This window comes from Cyclobacterium sp. L-R, from assembly GCF_056859355.1.
This window is the reverse complement of sequence record NZ_JBSXOH010000095.1, coordinates 1-18,366: the sequence shown is the minus strand read 5'-3', so window position 1 is coordinate 18,366 and position 18,366 is coordinate 1. Positions and strand designations below refer to the sequence as shown.

At 38.3% G+C, this 18,366-nt stretch carries 15 protein-coding genes and 1 tRNA gene; 3 read left to right on the top strand and 13 right to left on the bottom strand.

All coding sequences use genetic code 11. From position 1 onward, the window contains the following. Positions 1–25 precede the first annotated feature (25 nt). A tRNA-Val gene (locus AC13EX_RS20185) sits at positions 26–100 on the top strand. Positions 101–111: 11 nt separating this feature from the next. On the opposite strand, the gene AC13EX_RS20180 is transcribed toward AC13EX_RS20185, so the two are convergent. Genes AC13EX_RS20180 through AC13EX_RS20165 form a run of 4 tightly spaced genes read right to left on the bottom strand, consistent with a single transcriptional unit; the run spans position 112 to position 2,846 of the window. Further along, positions 112–408, bottom strand: coding sequence for a chaperone modulator CbpM (locus AC13EX_RS20180; RefSeq protein ID WP_482894069.1), 297 nt, complete (start codon positions 406–408; stop codon positions 112–114). Continuing rightward, the gene (locus AC13EX_RS20175) at positions 401–1,312 is read right to left on the bottom strand and encodes a DnaJ C-terminal domain-containing protein (RefSeq protein ID WP_482894068.1); all 912 of its coding nucleotides are present in this window, start codon (positions 1,310–1,312) and stop codon (positions 401–403) included. Before AC13EX_RS20175 ends, AC13EX_RS20180 begins: the two co-directional genes overlap by 8 nt. Positions 1,313–1,339: 27 nt before the next feature. Continuing rightward, on the bottom strand, positions 1,340–2,275 hold the full coding sequence (locus AC13EX_RS20170; protein WP_048643554.1) for a M48 family metallopeptidase: 936 nt from the start codon (positions 2,273–2,275) through the stop codon (positions 1,340–1,342). Between the two features lie 7 nt (positions 2,276–2,282). Next, entirely contained in the window at positions 2,283–2,846 is a 564-nt protein-coding gene (locus AC13EX_RS20165) for a LemA family protein (protein WP_048643553.1), read from the bottom strand. A gap of 92 nt (positions 2,847–2,938) precedes the next feature. Between AC13EX_RS20165 and AC13EX_RS20160 the strand changes: the two genes are divergently transcribed. Further along, the gene (locus tag AC13EX_RS20160) at positions 2,939–3,337 is read left to right on the top strand and encodes a hypothetical protein (protein WP_048643552.1); all 399 of its coding nucleotides are present in this window, start codon (positions 2,939–2,941) and stop codon (positions 3,335–3,337) included. 635 nt (positions 3,338–3,972) lie between these two features. After that, entirely contained in the window at positions 3,973–6,996 is a 3,024-nt protein-coding gene (locus AC13EX_RS20155; protein ID WP_482894067.1) for a PAS domain S-box protein, read from the top strand. Between the two features lie 406 nt (positions 6,997–7,402). On the opposite strand, the gene AC13EX_RS20150 is transcribed toward AC13EX_RS20155, so the two are convergent. From AC13EX_RS20150 to AC13EX_RS20110, 9 genes are all read right to left on the bottom strand, one after another. Next, positions 7,403–8,338 carry an RraA family protein gene (locus AC13EX_RS20150; RefSeq protein WP_048643550.1) on the bottom strand — a complete coding sequence of 312 codons (936 nt, stop codon included), beginning with the start codon at positions 8,336–8,338 and terminating at the stop codon, positions 7,403–7,405. A 105-nt stretch (positions 8,339–8,443) separates the two neighbouring features. Next, on the bottom strand, positions 8,444–9,922 hold the full coding sequence (locus tag AC13EX_RS20145) for a mandelate racemase/muconate lactonizing enzyme family protein (protein ID WP_482894066.1): 1,479 nt from the start codon (positions 9,920–9,922) through the stop codon (positions 8,444–8,446). A 23-nt stretch (positions 9,923–9,945) separates the two neighbouring features. Then, positions 9,946–11,223, bottom strand: a complete 1,278-nt coding sequence (locus AC13EX_RS20140; RefSeq protein ID WP_482894065.1) for a mandelate racemase/muconate lactonizing enzyme family protein — start codon at positions 11,221–11,223, stop codon at positions 9,946–9,948. Positions 11,224–11,398: 175 nt separating this feature from the next. After that, entirely contained in the window at positions 11,399–12,346 is a 948-nt protein-coding gene (locus AC13EX_RS20135) for an RraA family protein (protein WP_482894064.1), read from the bottom strand. A gap of 78 nt (positions 12,347–12,424) precedes the next feature. Then, entirely contained in the window at positions 12,425–13,738 is a 1,314-nt protein-coding gene (locus AC13EX_RS20130; RefSeq protein WP_482894063.1) for an enolase C-terminal domain-like protein, read from the bottom strand. Between the two features lie 18 nt (positions 13,739–13,756). Then, the gene (locus tag AC13EX_RS20125) at positions 13,757–14,632 is read right to left on the bottom strand and encodes a 2-hydroxy-3-oxopropionate reductase (RefSeq protein ID WP_048643546.1); all 876 of its coding nucleotides are present in this window, start codon (positions 14,630–14,632) and stop codon (positions 13,757–13,759) included. A 62-nt stretch (positions 14,633–14,694) separates the two neighbouring features. Beyond that, positions 14,695–15,855 (bottom strand): mannonate dehydratase, encoded by a 1,161-nt coding sequence (locus tag AC13EX_RS20120; protein WP_482894062.1) that lies wholly within the window; start codon positions 15,853–15,855, stop codon positions 14,695–14,697. 24 nt (positions 15,856–15,879) lie between these two features. Further along, complete coding sequence (locus tag AC13EX_RS20115) at positions 15,880–17,313, bottom strand: GntP family permease (protein WP_048643544.1); 1,434 nt, start codon at positions 17,311–17,313, stop codon at positions 15,880–15,882. Between the two features lie 4 nt (positions 17,314–17,317). After that, positions 17,318–18,091 carry an HpcH/HpaI aldolase family protein gene (locus AC13EX_RS20110; RefSeq protein WP_048643543.1) on the bottom strand — a complete coding sequence of 258 codons (774 nt, stop codon included), beginning with the start codon at positions 18,089–18,091 and terminating at the stop codon, positions 17,318–17,320. Positions 18,092–18,366: the final 275 nt, after the last annotated feature.

Sequence of the window (18,366 nt, the reverse complement as noted above, 5' to 3'; positions counted from 1 at the left end):
ATCATGTATAATTGCATCTCAAATTAGGTCGTTAGCTCAGTTGGTTCAGAGCGCTGCCTTGACAGGGCAGAGGTCACCAGTTCGAGCCTGGTACGACCTACTTTTTTGACATTATTGATGTCTGTCTAGTTTTCTAGATAAGGACCTTACTTCTTCCTTTAAACTTTCGATTTTTTCCTGTAGATGAGCGATAGCATATAAACCCTCCATGTTTATTTCCATATCATAATGTAGCCTAGAAAGTCTTTCTAACAGTGGTAAATCCTCTTGTAAAACATAGGTTTTTTCTTCGATAAAAATGATTTCACACAAGTCTTGCTCTGCTAAAGAATATACAAAGGTCGTTTCTATATTGCAGGATCGGCAAAACTGTTCCAATGAAACATGTTCTTCACTTAAATTATTCATGGTTTCTAAGATTAGCCAATTGTTCAAATAATTTTTTCTCCTCGGAGGTAAGTGTACTAGGTATTTTGACCACATAGGTCAAATACAAATCCCCAAAAGCTCCCTCCTTATTATAAACGGGAAAACCTTTACCTTTGAGCTTCACCTTAGTACCATTCTGAGTTCCTGGAGCCACTTTCAATTTCACCTTTCCAGTTAAGGTGGAAACGATGATATCCCCTCCTAATATGGCTTTGTATAAATCTACGGGTACTTCTTTGTGTAAATCTGAACCCTCTCTTTTAAATTCTGGGTCTGGGGCTATTTTAAAAGTGATGTACAAATCCCCTTTTGGCCCTCCATTTACACCTTCTCCCCCATGATTTTTAATTTTTATGGTTTGTCCATCTTCAACACCAGCCTTGATGGTAAGCCTGATCATTTTGCCATTGATATCCAGGGTTCTTTTGTCCGCTTCCAGGACATCCCGCAATTGAAGTTCAAGCGTGGCATGAAGATCCTGCCCTTTAAATTTTATACTAGATCCTGATGACCTCCTGCCAGCGCCCCCACCAAACATGGAGTCAAAGAAATCTGAAAAACCTCCTTGTCCAAAGGCTTCCTCGAAATCAGCATTGCTGTATTGTTGCTGTTGGCCACCCCTTCTTCCCGCATTACCAGAACTTTGATGGGCTTCCTGATTTTTCCAATTTTCACCGTATTGATCATATTTCTTTCGCTTCTCAGGATCGCTAAGCACTTCATTGGCCTCATTTACGGCCTGAAAATGCTTTTTCGCTTCCTTATCATCCGGATTTAGATCAGGATGGTATTTCCTAGCCATTTTCCGATAAGCTTTCTTTATTTCTTCTTGGGTGGCAGTCTTATTTATACCCAACAATTTATAATAATCAATAAAATTCATGCTTTATAAATACAGTAGGTTACAATATTAAAAATTTTCTAAAATTTCAATGCGTTTTTCTATTGGAGGATGAGTAGCAAATAGCCCAGAAATAGCCGATAAAATGCCTGATGATTTATCGGGTCTGTTTTCTATAAACAATTCAGCAACATCATCACTTTTCACTCCCTTCACCTGATAGTTGCCTGCTATTTTTCGCAATGCAGATGCCAAAGCAAGTGGGTTTCTCGTCATTTCAGCAGCCCCACTATCTGCCATATACTCCCTTTTTCTGGAAATAGCAAAACGAAATAGCATACTTAGAAGATAAGCGACAAAGGCAATGGCCATGGCAATAAGTACGGCGCGACCGTCATTTTTACCCCTCCTTCTTGCCCCACCAAAAAGCATATTACGAAACAGTATTTGAGCAACAAAAGAAAAAATACCAACGAAAATGATAGATATAATCAAGAGCCGTACATCCTTATTCCTAATGTGCATCAATTCATGGGCAATTACCCCTTCAAGTTCTTCATCAGTGAGTGCTTCAATTATACCCCTGGTAAGTGTTACGGTATAAGTTTTCTCATTGATGCCACTTGCAAAGGCATTGAAAGCCGGGTCTTCAATGATATTTACCTTGGGCATTTTCATTCCCTTACTGATACATAGGTTTTCTACCAAATTGTATACACGCATATTTTCCTTTCTCTCCAAAGGCTTTGAACCTGCTGCCCCTTGTATCATACGAGAATGGAAAAAAAAGGCAATAACAAACCATATTGCCACGGCAATGAGCACCCCAGGTATAGTGCTAGCAAACAATTCATTTATTGACACATTGTATTCATCCTGAGGAATGGTAAGGTATAAAAAAGCATATACCGAAGCCAAAATCAATAGCGGAAAACCTATTAGTAGTAAGACAGAACGTGTATTGTTTCTCCTAATTTGGGTTTGTATTCCAATGTATCCTGCCATTTACATTTTAAAATTTAATGTCAGGAGCCTTGTCGAGACGTTCTCTTTCTACCTCTCCCACGTCAAACATTTTTTCAGTATGGAAGCCAAACATTCCAGCGATCAAGTTGGAAGGAAAACTTTGAACGGCCACATTGAATTCTCGGGTGGCAGAGTTGAAGTATCTTCTTGCAGCTGCAAGTTTGTTTTCAACATCTGAAATTTCATTTTGCAATTGCAAGAAGTTTGAACTTGCTTTAAGATCTGGATAGGCTTCTACCTGAATTTGCAAGCCCTGTAAGGCTGCTCCTAATTCCTGTTCAGCGGCAATTTTCCCATCAATTGAAGTTGCATTGATTGCTTTTGACCTTGCTTCGGTGACACGAGTCAAGACCCCAGCCTCATGATCCATATAGCCTTTTACGCTACTTACAAGCTGTGGAATCAAATCATGCCTTTGCTTCAATTGAACATCAATATCAGCAAAAGCATTTTCTCTGTTGTTCTTATACGCAACAAGCTTGTTGTATAATGAAACTAAAAAGAAGCCAATAACGACGGCAACTATTATAATAATCAGCATAGTACTCATATAATTTTGGGTTTGTACATATAATGTTTGAATATACAAAATTTGTGATTTATTAGTATCTTTGACGAGGCTTAACTTCAAGTAAAATCAAAATGAAAAAATTTATTGGTCCAGTTTCGGTATTGGTGTTAATCATCCTTGTGGGTGTATTCTGGTGGAGGTATTATTTTGTATTTGCTGAAGGTGTTAAAGCTGGTAATCTGAACTACTTCGAAAAGAAAGGCTTTATATTTAAAACCTGGGAAGGAAGGTTGGTACAAGATGGATTTCAAAGTCCAAATCCTGGAGCCCTTCAAAGTAATGAATTTCGGTTTAGCGCTGATGGAGACTCCTTGGCTTCCGTATTGGAAAGAGCAGGAGGAAAATTTGTAGAATTACGGTATAAAGAATTCCTCAACCCAATCCCATGGCGTGGTGCTAGTGAATATGTGGTCACTGAGATAATAAGAGTAGAAAACACCAAGAATAATGAGAATTTCCCAATCAAATAAATTAAAAAAGCGCAGTAATATCACTGCCCTTTTTTTACTTTAACTTTGAGTTTATCCTGAATTTCATATAATTTTTTCCTTATCCCTTTAAGCAAATTTGCACTTTTAAGTTGTTTAAACGCTTGTAGTATATTTTACTTAGCCATCTCTCTTTTAAAATTAGGTGCTGTATTTTTTTATTTCCATAGGGATTCTTTGGTATTACTATTAGAAAAAAAACACCAATATTAAAGTTTATAAATTGAAAGCCATGAATGGATCGAAAACAGCTGTCTTAAGCTAATCCTTCAGCCTAGGGGCCTCTTTATACCAACAGCATATTCACATCTAGTTATTAATGTATTTTATCATTAAAAAAAGGGTGAAAATTAAATACCTTATTAATTAATTTTTGATATACTTTTCACGTAATAAAATTAAAAGTGTCCAAAATACTATATTTATTACAAAAAATGTTTAATTAGTTACTATGTTGAATATAGAAACAATTTATGAAGGCTAAACCTATCATGCCAAATTAAGGTTCTATAATTCGATCAAGATTAATAGGTTTAATCTTAAAGGAGGACTAATTATTTAATCCAATTATAAACCATATAGTGTAGTAGGATAAATCCTGACCTAACAATAATATTATGAATAATTTATATATTCAGAAGGTTTTGGTGATAGTGGGTGTATTGGAGGATTACATGCTTTTAAAAGAGAAGTTTGAAGAGATAGGTATTGATAAAACCCAACTTAACTGGTATAAAACCATTGGAGAAGTTACTTCAAATCATTATGATTTAGTCATTTGTGATTTAAATTTACCTCAATCCAATAGAAATGAAATTTTAGCTGAAATAAAGCTAAAATTAGGCCAAACCCCAATAATAGCACTAACCTCTAATTCTGAACTAAACTTTTATATTAAATTAATTCAGGAGGGAATACAGGACGTACTTATAAAAGAAACTTTTGATAAAGTACAATTATACAAAGCCTTAAGGTTCTCCATGAATAGCCAAAAGTTAGGGTTAAAGCCCTTGAAGTCTGAAAACCGAGTAGAAAAAAAACCATTAAAGCAGGACGAGGTTACTTACAAAAAAAAGGAAAATGAATTAAAGGAAATATTTCAAAGAATGGCTTTGGCTGTAAGTCAACCTAAAGATTTTGGAGGAAGATTCGAAGCATTACTGAAGATAATTTTAGTATACACAGATCTAAAACTTGCAGAAGGTTGGATAATGAATATTGACAATAGTAGGCTCAATAAAGTTATTTCTTGTGCACAAAACTTTGATTTTGGTGACAATTCTGATGGAAAAAATGTCTTTAGTGAAGTAAAAATCGGTGTAGGCTTGCCAGGGTTAGCTTGGGAAAAAGGTGAAATCATTATCTGGGAAGATTTAAAAAATCATCCAGGGTTTACCGATAATAAATCCTTTCTAAAATATAAATTAAAAACTGCCGTAGCGATTCCTGTTTACCATGATAAATTCCTGGTTGGGGTAATTACATTATTTTCTCAAAAAAAGAAAATAAAATTAACCTCACATTTTATGCTCTTCGAAAAAATAAGTCTTCAATTGGGTGCCGAATTGAAGCGAATGAAAACAGAGGATGAATTAAAGACTTTTTTCGATCTAACACCAAACCTGCTGTTTATTACCAATTATAAAGGAGAAATTAAAAAAGGAAACTTACAAACTGCTAAAACACTCAATTGCACTGAAAAAGATTTAATTGACAAATCTTTTCGTAAAATGATTCCTCAGGATTATCAAGCTGAATTTGATCAATTTTTAGCAAATTTAAACAAGACTAAAACAATTGAAGATGTAGATGTACCTCTATTGATCAATGACCAATTAAAATGGATTAATATTTCAGCTACCCTTCTTTTTTCTGGGTTTTATATTTATTTCGTAGGCAAGGACATAACTAAACAGAAAGGTTCAGAGGAATTATTAAAAAGAACTCATGAAATAGTTCGAATGGGAACCTGGGAAGTAAACATTGCTAACAACAGCGTTTATTGGTCACACATGACAAGAGTAATCCATGAATTGGATGATGCCTATGAACCAGAACTACAAACAGCTATAAATTTTTATAAGGAAGGATATTCAAGAGACCTAATCGAAGAAAAAGTAGGCAAAGCCATAAAAGGTGAAATAAAGCATTTTGAAGTTGATGCTCAAATAGTCACGTTTTTAGGGAATTCATTATGGGTAAGGATTCACGCTGAATCGGAATGGTTAGATGGCAAGCTTTTTCGAATTTACGGTAGCATTCAGGACATCAATGAACGAAAAAAGGTAGAGGAAAAATTAGAAGATGCAAATATTCGCTATAAACTAGCTTCCAAAGCTGCTTCGATAGGTATCTATGACTGGAATATTCAGGAGAATATTGTTATATGGAATGATACCATGAAAAGTCTATATGGTTTAAAGGAAAATAATTTAAGGATAGATTATCAAACGTGGCAAAATTTTTTACTTCCTGATGAGGTGGAAAAGCATATTAAAATTATACAAGAAGCTCTTGAAGATAAAGTCGAATACAATACTCAATATAAAATAAAATTGCCAAAGACAGGTGAAATTAGAATTATGAAGGCCATGGCCAAAATTTTGCGAGATGATGCTGGCACTCCTAGTAGAATGGTAGGTATTAATTACGACATCACTAATGAAGAAATGTATAAATTAAGGCTAGAAAAATCCAACAGGGACCGGGAAGACATACTTGAAAGCATCACAGATGGTTTTTTTGCTGTTGATAAAAACTGGATTGTTACCTATTGGAATAAAGCTGCTGAAAAAATACTTCTTAAATGCCGGGAGAATATTGTTGGAAAAAACCTATGGGAGGTTTACAGTGATGCAATTGATCTTAAGTTATTTAATGAATATGTTATCTCCATGGAAACTCGCGAGGAAAGGAAATTTGTTGATTATTATCCTGGTATGGACATCTGGCTTGAAATATCTTCGTTTCCGAAGGAGAATGGCATTGCAGTATATTTTAAAGATATTACCTCAAGAATAAAACATCAGCAAAAATTGGCTGAGGTTCAGTTACTTCAAGAGCATGTTATCAACAGTACAAAAGACCTTATTTGGGCCATAGATGATCAATATAAACTGATAATGGCTAATAAGGCCTATTTTGATGAAATGGAAAGGTCTACTGGGCACAGGTTTAAACTGGGTGAACCATTTAATATACCTTCTAACAAGAAGTATATAAATTATTGGCAGGGTATATTTGATCAAGTTTTAGCTGGTTTTCAGCAAAACCTTACTTTTTCACCCAAAGGAATAGGGCTAGAACCTAAAACATTTCAAATTGGACTCTATCCTATAATAGATATGGTGGAAGGTAAGAAGTTTGTATCTGGTGCAGCTTGTTTTGCCAAGGATATTACTGATAAGGTTAATCATATTGCTGAAATAGAAATGCAAAATAAGAAATTAAGGGAAATTGCCTGGAAACAATCTCACGTAGTACGAGCTCCTGTAGCAAGGATTATGGGTTTAATAAATCTCCAAAATAGTATGAATTATTCGGGCGATGAACTCCAAGAAATTTTAGATTATATCATGGACTCTTCTAAAGAATTGGACAGAATTATTAGGGACATCTCAGATAGGTCAAATCAGAAATAACTAACTACTAATTGATTTAGAGAGGGTTAAACCCGAAATATGCAATAGACAATCTATTACGTGCTGAAATCGCTTCAAAATACCCAATCGTTGCTATTTTCAATTTCACCATAGCGGTGCTATGCTAAAATCTCCAAACAGCCTGATTTTCTTGCGATTGCAACACTTCCCGTAAACACGGGACAGGCTTCACCCCTGACATTGGTCAGGACGGAGAAATCCTATTACATAATCCGGATTAAACTACTGAAGGGCATAAATCATGCGGGAATTAATTCCACTACACTGTAATTATCTTAATTAGTTTATCTTGTCTTAAACATTAGTCATGTAAATTGACTAATGTTTAAAAACCTAGAAAAATATAAGCCCTCCTTTGATTTTCAAGGGAGGGCTTTCAATTGGTTTACCAGTTTCTATCCTTCAAGTAGGCATCAAGTTCAGCCTTACTCATAGGTAGATCATTTTTACTGTTTAGCCAATTCATAAAATCACTTTTGATTTTTTCACTCCATCGGCTATCAATTTCTCCGGCAGTATATTTTTTCTCCTGTAGTCTAAGGTGACCAAATTGATCCCTAAGCGCAGTGAATTCTGCATTGATCACAAGATCTGCAACCAAATGAGCTGGAATGAATATTACTCCCCATTTATTAGCCAAAACTGCATCGCCAGGCAATACAGTAGCCCTTCCCATTCTAATTGGATAGTTAATAGTAGTTAACATCATTTCCTGGATGTAGGACGGATCATGACCTTTTATCCAAAGATTGAAACCTTCAATCTTGTCCAAACCAGCCATATCTCTCACTGCACCATTAAATATAACACCTCTTTTTGAGTTGGTATATATAGCGATTCCAAGATTGTCTCCAATCAAAGTTCCATCTGCAATTTTACCATAGCTATCAGCAACATAAATATCACCTTCAACTAATCCATCGATTGGCCAGGAATTGGTACCTCCGGATTGGGCTCTCCCCTCCTCTTTACCAACTTTCTTAACCATGTTATTTACATCCTCTCTAAAAGGCATATATTGGGCAGTAACTGCCCGACCAGTCATAACTTCATTGTCATCTAAAATTATCCAATCGTTTTCAAACTGATTGTTATAACCTTTGTTTCTTAAAATTCCCCAGGCTTCTTCCATGGATATGGCTTTAAGTCTTTCAAGGTATTCATCAGAAACTTTTGGTCTTCCATCAGGAAATCTTTCTCCCTCCCATTCTACAGTCAAAGCTTTGATTTGATCTGGTGTAGGTGAAATTTGTTGGGCAAAACTCTCTAGCGTAAATGTCGATAGACATACGAGGCAAGCAAGCGTAATCTTATTCATCATAATCAGGTTTTATACTATTTAAATGTGAATTTCTTGAAAAGAAAGTAATAAAACAACCAGTCTCCAATCTAAATTATTTGAACCTACATAAACGGAGACTAGGTTTTAACTCCACCACCTGTCATTTGATCGATCAGTATTCCAATCATCAGTAGGCGCAAAGTACTCAGTACCTTCTTGTAAGTGTTGCTTAATCACCTCTTCATTCAATTCAATTCCTAAGCCCGGACCTTCCGGTACTTTGGCAAACCCATCAATTACCAATGGTTTGGGGATATTTTTCACCATGTCTTCCCACCAGGGAATATCCACAGAATGATGTTCCAGTGCTATAAAATTCTCCGTAGCAGCCGCACAATGAATATTTGCCATAAAAGAAACTGGGGTGCCAGCAAAATGCATGGCCATAGGTATGCCCTGTTCTTCCGCGTAATCTCCAATCTTCTTTGTTTCTAAAATGCCTCCTGAGGATGCCAAATCAGGTTGTATCATATCGATAGCACGAGCTTCAATCAACTTGATAAACTCCTCCTTGAGAAATATATCTTCACCTGTTAAGGTGGGCGTTTTAATGGCATTTGTTATTTGCTTCCATTTTTCTGTATAAAACCAAGGAACCATGTCTTCTAGCCAAGCCAACCGATATGGCTCTAAGGCTTCTCCTAAGCGGATACATTCTTTATAATCAAAATGACCAAAATGATCCGCCGCTAAGGGGATATCATAACCAACTTTATTTCTTACTGCAGCAACAAATTCAACCATTTCTGCAATCCCTTTATCTGTTATTTGGACTCCTGTAAATGGGTGTCCTGTTCTACCATAGCTACCATATTCTGAATCCCATGATTTGCCTTTTTCAAAGGCTCTGGTATTGACAACAGATCCCTCATTGTCTTTTACCATCTCCACACCAAAATCCATTTTAAGAAAGGTATAGCCTTTGTCTTTTCGGGCTTTTAACCTATCGGCAAATACTTCAGGATCATTGGACTTGGTGGTATCTGAATAAAGACGAATTGAATCTCGGTATTTACCTCCCAACATTTGATAAATTGGTACATTATAGGCTTTACCTGCCAAATCCCATAAAGCCATTTCAATACCACAAACACCACCAGCTTGTCTGGCATGGTTTCCAAAAAGTTTAATTTTCTTAAATAATCGCTCTACTTGACATGGATTCTCACCAAGAATTCTACTTTTCAAAACTAGCGCATATCTTGCACTCGCCCCATCTCTAACTTCCCCCAAACCATAAATCCCTTGGTTGGTATCGATTCGGATAATTGGACAACGCATAGGTGCGCCTGCCACTTCTGCAATTCTCAAATCCGTAATTCTCAAATCTGAGGGATTAGAATTTCGATTGACATTTTGCATGGAATGAGCAAGCGTATCCTCAATTGGCAAGGACATGAATGCACCAAGTCCCAATCCTCCTAGAGCCGCTTTCTGAAGGAAGGATCTTCGATCAGGAATTCCTGTCTCTTGAGGCGCTATTGTTTTTTGAGGTTCCTCCTTTTTAAATGAGTTAGGTAAATTGAAAAGGTTACTAAATTTTGGGTTATCTATTGGTTTCATAGTTATTGGTTTAAGTAATTTTATTATTCAAAAAAAGGTACATCTTTGACTGCATATTTTCTCATCCCCTCCTCATTGATTTCTACTCCAATTCCGGGCTTTTCAGAGAGTTTAATGAATCCGTCAGAAGTTCTTTCACCATCGTAAGTCACTATGTCCTGCCACATCTGATCTGTATCCATATAAATCTGCCATTCCATAATCTGAAAATTAGGAACAGAGGCACATACATGGCAAGATGCCATGGCTCCTAAAAAGGAGGCCACCATATGAGGACTAAAAGGCACATAAAATAAATTGGAAAGGTTTGCGATTCGCTGAGCTTCTCCTAATCCCCCAGCTTTCTGAATATCTGGCATGACAATGTCAGCACCCCCCTCTTTTAGTATATTGACAAAACCATAAGCCAGGTAAACATTTTCACCCGTGCAAATAGGTGTACTGGTCTGTTGGGTGAGTTTTTGGTAGAGATTAGGGTTGTCAGCTGGTATTGGTTCCTCCAACCACATTAAATCAAGGTCTTCATACATTCGGGCCATTTTAACACCCGTTATATAATCATACCTGCCGTGCATGTCCACACAAATATCGATGCCCCTGCCGACTTCTTCTCTCACCGCAGCAATGGCATTGTACATCCTATCTATCTCCGCGGGGCTTGCGGTCCAATTGAAGCGATCGTATTTGTTGGGATCCCTCCCATCGTCTACATCAAACTTTACTGCGGTATATCCCCTATCCACCGCCCCTCTGGCAGCTTTCGCATAATCTTCAGGACTTGGGTTTCTAGAGGTGTACAGGGCAGTATCACAATACACCCTGATTTTATCTCTAAACTTACCTCCTAATAACTGGTAAACAGGAACACCAAAGACTTTGCCTGTAATGTCCCAAAGGGCAGTTTCTATAGCCGTAAGAACCGCCACAAATACCCCAGATTGGGCTCCACCAAAAAAGGCTCCCTTTCTTAATTGTTCTGCAAGACGGTTAGGGTTGAGTGGATTTTCTCCTTTGATTTGCCCGCCAAGCCTTTTGACCAAGTGATAGGTTCCATGTATGGCATCCACTGCTTCACCACAGCCAAAGATGTCCTGATTGGTGTAGACTTTAACATATAAGGCTCCCCTAACGAATCCGCATTTGACATCAGTGATTTTAAGTGTAGAAGGATTCGAGTGCCTGGGCATTATTTCCACTGCTGCAGAGAGCGCTGTACCATAATTAGAAAAAAAGGCCGATCCAGTAAGGCCCGTTAAGGCGGCTTTGGAAAGAAAAGACCTTCGGTGTATGCTTTTAGTCATGCTTATCTATTTTGGGTTTAAATCGATCTATTAAAATTCAGTCAATAAACTTAAAAGTGAGTCAATAACTGAGGCGTTTAATTCAATTCAGCTAGGTTTATCACACTTATTTTAAATGTATTAACACAAGACTATTCAATTAATATTTTAGTATCCGGGAATTGAAAAAACCATTTTACCAGGTCCTTTCTTTTAATATTTCACGAATCTGTTCTTCTGGAATTAATAAGTCATCAATATGATCATTGAGCCATTTAGAAAAATCCTTTTCTATTTCCGGAGACCAACGCGTATCAATTTGTCCTGCAGTATATATTCCCTCTCTAATTCTACTGTGGCCAAACATGTCTCGAAGGCGGACTACTTCTGAGGTAACAACCACTTTTTCCGCCAAATGGGGTGGAATAAACGTAACTGCTCCATCTCTGCCCAATACCACATCCCCAGCCATTACCGTTACTTGTCTGATTTTGGTAGGTTTGTTGATTCCAATTAACATGGTATTTAGATCCCCTGATTGGTTGTGATGGGAAGGGTGGTAACTACTAAAATAAGATGCAAATCCAGCTATGGCTTTCAAGCCGTTGATATCTCTAATGGCTCCATCATAGACGATACCATTTCCGGATTTTGCATAGATGGCATTCCCTACATTATCTCCTATGGTAGGACCTCCAACATGCAAACCAAATTGGTCAGCTACATAAACATCTCCAGGTACCAAAAGGTCTACGGGCCAACTGTTTTGACCACGTTTTCCTTCAGCCTTGCCTCTTTTGTCAATGGCATCATGGATATCTGGCCTTCCTGGCATAAAAGTAGCTGTAAGTGCCCTACCCACCAGGACACTATCCGGATGAATAGTTTCCCAGTGTTCGGCATATTGGTATTTGTAGCCTTCATTCTTTAAAACAGCCCAGGCTTCTTCGTGGGTTACCATCTTCATCCTTTCCAATAGTGAATCGGAAACCTTAGGGCGACCATCTTCAAAACGTTCACCTTTCCATTGAGGGGTGAGGAAAAGCATTTCTTCTTTACTTATCTGTTGTCCTTCACTATGAATTATTACAATTAAGAAAAATGATAGTGCAAACAATGCTTTTCTTCTTATCCATTTTTGCATACTGAATCAGCTAATTAATAAAAACTTTATTTGAAAACTATCTTAGAAGAAATTGGTAATGCCTTATCCATAATTATTTTACCATCTTACTTTTTGAAAAGTCCAACCTGGCTGCACTTTTCTCATTTCTATCTGATCGTCTCTTTTAGACAAACCGCAATCAAGGTATTGCTGATGAAGTACTTTCAAGGCTTCCCGATCTAACTCTACCCCTAAACCCGGGCCTTTCGGTACCTCTACAGCCCCATTTTCAAATGATATACTTCCTCCAAGTATCACTTCTTCAGACTGCCAAGGATAATGCGTATCTAGCGCATAGGGAACTTCAGGCAATGCAGCACCTAAGTGAACCATAGCAGCCAATGAAATGCCTAGATGACTATTGGAATGCATGGACAGTTTTCTATCAAAAGTGCTACAGAGTTTTGCCAATTCCATAGAAGCTTTTAAACCTCCCCAAAAATGATGATCACTAAGAATAATATCTTCCGCACCCAATCGAATACTTGATGGAATTTCATCGAAGGAGGTGGTACACATATTGGTCGCCAAAGGTGTTTTTATTAATTTCCTTAACTTGGCCATTTCCTCCTGTCCACGAACAGGATCTTCTAAATATTCCAAGATTGGCACCATTTTTTTACCATATTTCAAGGCGGTTTCCGGCTTCCAAATGGCATTGGGATCAAACCTTAATGGCATGTCTTCACCAAATTCTTTGTGCAAAGCAAACATGGCATCCACCTCAAGTTCAGGCTCAAAAGCCCCACCTTTTAGTTTTATGGATTGGAAGCCGTAGTTTTTACACATGGCCTTTGCCTGAGCAACGATTCCTTTAGGATCTATAGCTGCTTCTTGTCTTGCAGCATCCCATCCGCTCGCGTTTGGTGCTTTTCCAAAACCGAGCTCTCCTCCAGAACCTTCGTATTTGAAAAACAGGTAAGCGGCAAAAGGGACGGCATCCCGCATTTTCCCTCCCAAAAGATACACTATTGGTCTGTTAACCACCTTTCCTATAATGTCAAGGCAGGCCACTTCAAGGGCTGAAAAAACATGTACAAGTTTTCTTTGATCCCATGGGGCATCTCCCCTGTCTTTGCTAGTGTCGGTGCCAAAATGAGCATTCAATGCCTGCTGTAGTTTGCCAAATTGGTAGACATCTCTACCAATAATAATTTTGGCAGCCTCAGCCAGAGAACTATTAATGGCGTCGTTTCCTGGTATTTCGCTAATTCCAACAATTCCATCCTCTGTCACTAACTCTACTATGGTTCTCAATGCATATGGTGCATGTAATCCTGCCGCGTTCAATAGCGGTGGATCCTTAATCGCGATAGGGGTTATGATCATTTCCTTAATGATCGGTCCCCTACCTGCTGTATTTTTATTCATAGTGTTTAGAATGAAGGTTTAGTCTACATTGGATAATTTTTCCATTAACAATGCCAAGGCGCTATGGTCTTTCTCATCCCATCCAGCAGCCAATACGGCATCCATATGACTGGCTACCAAGGCAGAGCCATAAAGAGGCACCTTAAATTCTTTACCCGCCATTAAGGCTATGTTCATGTCTTTACGGTGCAATTTTATTTTAAACCCCGGTTCAAAATTCCGGTCAATTATCCTTTGACCATGTAAATCAAGTATTCTACTTTGGGCGAAACCTCCTAAAAGAGCTTCACGCATTTTTTCAAGGTTAACACCAGCCTTTTTAGCCAATGTGAAAGATTCAGCTACCGCCTGAATGGTCATTCCCACAATCATTTGGTTACAGGCTTTGGTTAATTGTCCAGCGCCGGCATCTCCAATGAGAACTGCACTTTTACCCATCACTTCAAACAATGGCTTTACTGCATCGAAAGCAGATTGCTTCCCTCCAACCATAATCGAAAGGTTTCCGGACTCTGCTCCTACCTGACCTCCTGATACAGGAGCATCCAATGCATCCACACCTTTCAAAAGCATGGCTTCTGCAACCTCCCTAGCTGTGGATGGTGCAATGGTTGACATATCTACGAAAATACTCCCTGATTTGACTCCTGCTAAAACACCCTTATCACTAAAAACCACCTCATTTACTTCTGGAGAATCCGGAAGCATGGTAATAATGATTTCTGAATTTTCCGCTACTTCTTTACAAGAGTGATAGGCAGTTGCTCCTTTAGGCGTCAAGTCAGCAGCGGCTTTGCTACTATTTAAAATATTAATTTCGTAGCCAGCATTGATTAAGTTGATAGCCATGGGTTTACCCATAATTCCCAATCCTATAAATCCTACTTTCTTCATAATAGTTGCTCTTTGTTAATTATTATTTGGTCACTTATTTATTGATAGTTATTTTTTTGAAATCAGGCCTCATCTTTTAATGCTTGGAGTATACCTATAATGTGTCCATAAGCAAATGAAAATGCTTGGGAACTAGCTCCTTCTGCCTCATGTGTAGGCACGTGATCTGGCATTACCATGCCATCAAATTCCACATCTCTTAAGGCCCGCATTACATGGAAGAAATTCATTTCACCATTGTCGGGAAATACCTCTTGAAAATTGTTGTAATTGCCTTTAATATTTCTAAGGTGAACATTGAATATCTGTTTACTCTTTCCAAAATATTCTATGATTGGAAAGATATCATTTTTCGGATCCCTTAGCCCTTCAGCTATAGACCCTATGCAAAAATTAAAACCATGATAGGGACTATCTGACAATTTAGCAAACCTCTTCATACCTTCAAAAACTTCAGGGCTATTCCATCTCATTATCCCTTTATATTTATCTGGAACCGGTGGATCAGCAATGTGATTTCCCAATTGCACTTTGTATTCCTCAGCCACTGGAACAATCCTATCCAATAAATAGGCAATTCTTTCAAAGATTTCATCAGCATCTACATCTCCTGCAACGGTAAGCGGCTGCTCCCGCTTTAGGGCTTCTTCATAATTCCAGGTACTGTAGGAAGCATTACCTCTCATTGGGTCAATGGTTCTACCCGTTCGCAGCACAGGTAAAATAGTGGTATTGTAATTCAACAATTTCACACCTGTTTTTGCAGAAACCTGAATCATTTGTTGGATCATTTCTATTTCCTTATCTCTTTCAGGACTTTTTCCCAGCATGATATTGGGTACTACCACACGATCGATCCCGGCGGAAGTCAAAGGCAGATGATAAGCATCCAAACTAATTCCGAATTTTTCACATGCTTCTCTTTTCCTTAAGGAGTCTTCCAGGTCCCAACCTTTACCTGGAACGAATTTAGGCATTCCACCGTCCATGTTATAAACACCATGCCTGGCTTTAAAAGCAAGGTTTTCTTCGGAAGTACCTCCCGATTGACAGCCTACTTTCATCAATACTTTTTTTGCTGCTTGGGCTTTTATAGAAGAAGGTCTGGAGGCTGATCTATCCGCACCAATGGCTACTGTAGCCGTAGTCAATGCTCCTGCTGTACCAGAAGCAAAAAGTTTCATAAATTTCCTTCTTTGAAGGGTTTTAAGGAAGTTTTTCATAATACTTTGGGTTTATAATCAACTTTAAATTAAAGGGAAAATTTTAGCTGCAATCATTATGGTTATTAAGCCTACAATGCCCATGATGGTAAGCAATGGGGAAAAGGTTCTCAAGGCTTCTTTTTCCGTAAGATTACTCATTTTACATACAATCCAAAATCCACTGTCATTCATCCATGGAACGAGCTTGGAACCACAAGCAATAGCTAGTCCAAGGTACAAATGATGAAAATCCAAGCCTGTGGTAGACATACCTGACAGGATTCCCGAAGCAGTGATCATGGCAACAGTGGCTGATCCTTGAGCTGTTCTTACAAGTGCTGTTATAAAGAATGCCAATGGAATCAAGGCCATTTGGTAACCTGAAGTTAGGTCTGCAATGCGTAAACTAATACCAGTTTGCTGTAACATAGCACCAAAAGCTCCACCTGCAGCCGTTATTAGTATAATTACTCCACCACTGGTTAAGGCAGATTGAACAGCTCCTTTCATTCCATCATTGGATTTATTTCTTTGGAGAAATAAAGTCAGCAATGCAGCCATAGCCCCCATAATCAAGGCCATATTTTTCTCGCCAAAAAACTTAAGTAAAACCAAGAGAATATTTTCGCTACCTGCTTCATTAACATCCATGAAAGTGTTTATGGTAGCACTTCCTGTAATTAGCAATAGGGGTACAAGGATCGGAGACAAGGAAATGGAAAGTGAAGGTAACTGCGAAGCATCTTTATTAGCCAAAGCCTCAATTTCACTTAGGGGAGCATCTAGGGATTCCCTTAATGGAATAGGATTCCGCTTGTTAACCCATACTGCAAAGAAATATCCCGCTATAATGGTAACTGTTCCCACTAGAAAGCCACCAACCATCATCATTCCTATAGGAATATTCATTTCTGCAATTAGAAACAAGGGGCCAGGAGTAGGTGGTACAAGAGAATTTGCCATTGCTGCCCCTGCCGTAATGCACAAGACCAACAATAAATAACTCTGCTTCAATCGCATGGCCATGGCTTTCGCCAAAGGGATCATCAGATAAAAGACAGTGTCAAAGAATACGGGGATTCCAAGAAAGAAACTTCCACTTAAAAAGGCCAAAGGTGCATTTTTCTCACCAGTTAGCCCCAGAATTGACCTAACAATTCTTTCCGCCGCCCCACTCATTAGCATGGCCTTGCCTATAATTGCCGCCATAGCTATCAGAATACCAATTTTACCAACAGTACTTCCAAAAGCAGCAGCAATACGCTCTCCAATAGAAGTATTTGCCAAGGCATTAGCTGCCGTTTCAGATTGACCTTTGCTTAAAGCAAATTCTACAATTGCTGTAGCAGGGGTCAACCAAGCTACTACTAAGGCTGCCAATATTAATGCAATAAAAGGATTTAATTTCCCACCAATTATGCCACCTACAACGATGACCATGCCAATCACTAAAATAATTAAAGGATCCTGTAACATGTGTTTATTCCTTTTTTATCTTAGCCGAATTCAACTGACTGGCAAGCGCCCTTGCACCATTGGCAACAAAAGTGGCATCAGCACCACAGGCAATAAGCTGTATCCCCATTTCATTGTATTTTGCAAAATCATTGGGATCAAAAATTAATATACCAACTGCCTTACCTGCATTTTTTGCTGCTGCTATGATTTTATCTACGGCATCAATAAATAAGGGATGAGATAAATCTCCATCAATACCTAAAGCCATTGTAAGATCTGCTGGGCCAATAAATAGTACATCAACTCCAGGTAATGAAGCAATTTCATCCAATTCATCAAGTGCTTCCACCGTTTCGATTTGAATTACTCCTAGCAAGTTATCCAGGGTCCCTTCTTTATAGGCATCAAAATTTTTCCCAAAACCAGTGGCCCTGACCATTTTGGCTACTCCCCTCACTCCTAGAGGTGGATAATGTATACCAGCAATGGCTGATTTGGCCTCTGTGGCCGATTTAATGCGGGGCACCATTACTCCATTGGCTCCCAAATCTAGAACGCGATGGATTCTTTCCTTTTGATAGCTTTCAACACGGACCAATGAAGCCGCCGGTGTATGTTCCAAAGCCTGAAGTTGGTGTAAGAGATCTGTTTGTTCTCCAGCTCCATGTTCTAGGTCAATCAGAACCCAGTCGTAACCTGATAAGCCAACAATTTCGGCCGTTACAGAACTACCAAGATTGAGCCAGCACCCGGCCAAAGTTTCACCCGCCTTAATTCGTTTTTTGATTTTTTTCATTAAAATTTATAGTATGGTATTAAGTTGATTTTCTTCTATTCCTTTCACGAAACACGATTCTCATTTTCACAATTAGGGAACCTATCAGGCCTTGTAAACTTTTCTAAATCATAGGATTAGTTAAACCCGAAATATGCAATAGACAATCTATTACGTGCTGAAATCGCTTTAAAATCAGCCACTTCGTTGCTGTTTTCAATTTCACCATAGCGGTGCTATGCTAAAATCTCCAAACAGCCTGATTTTCTTGCGATTGCAACACTTCCCGTAAACAC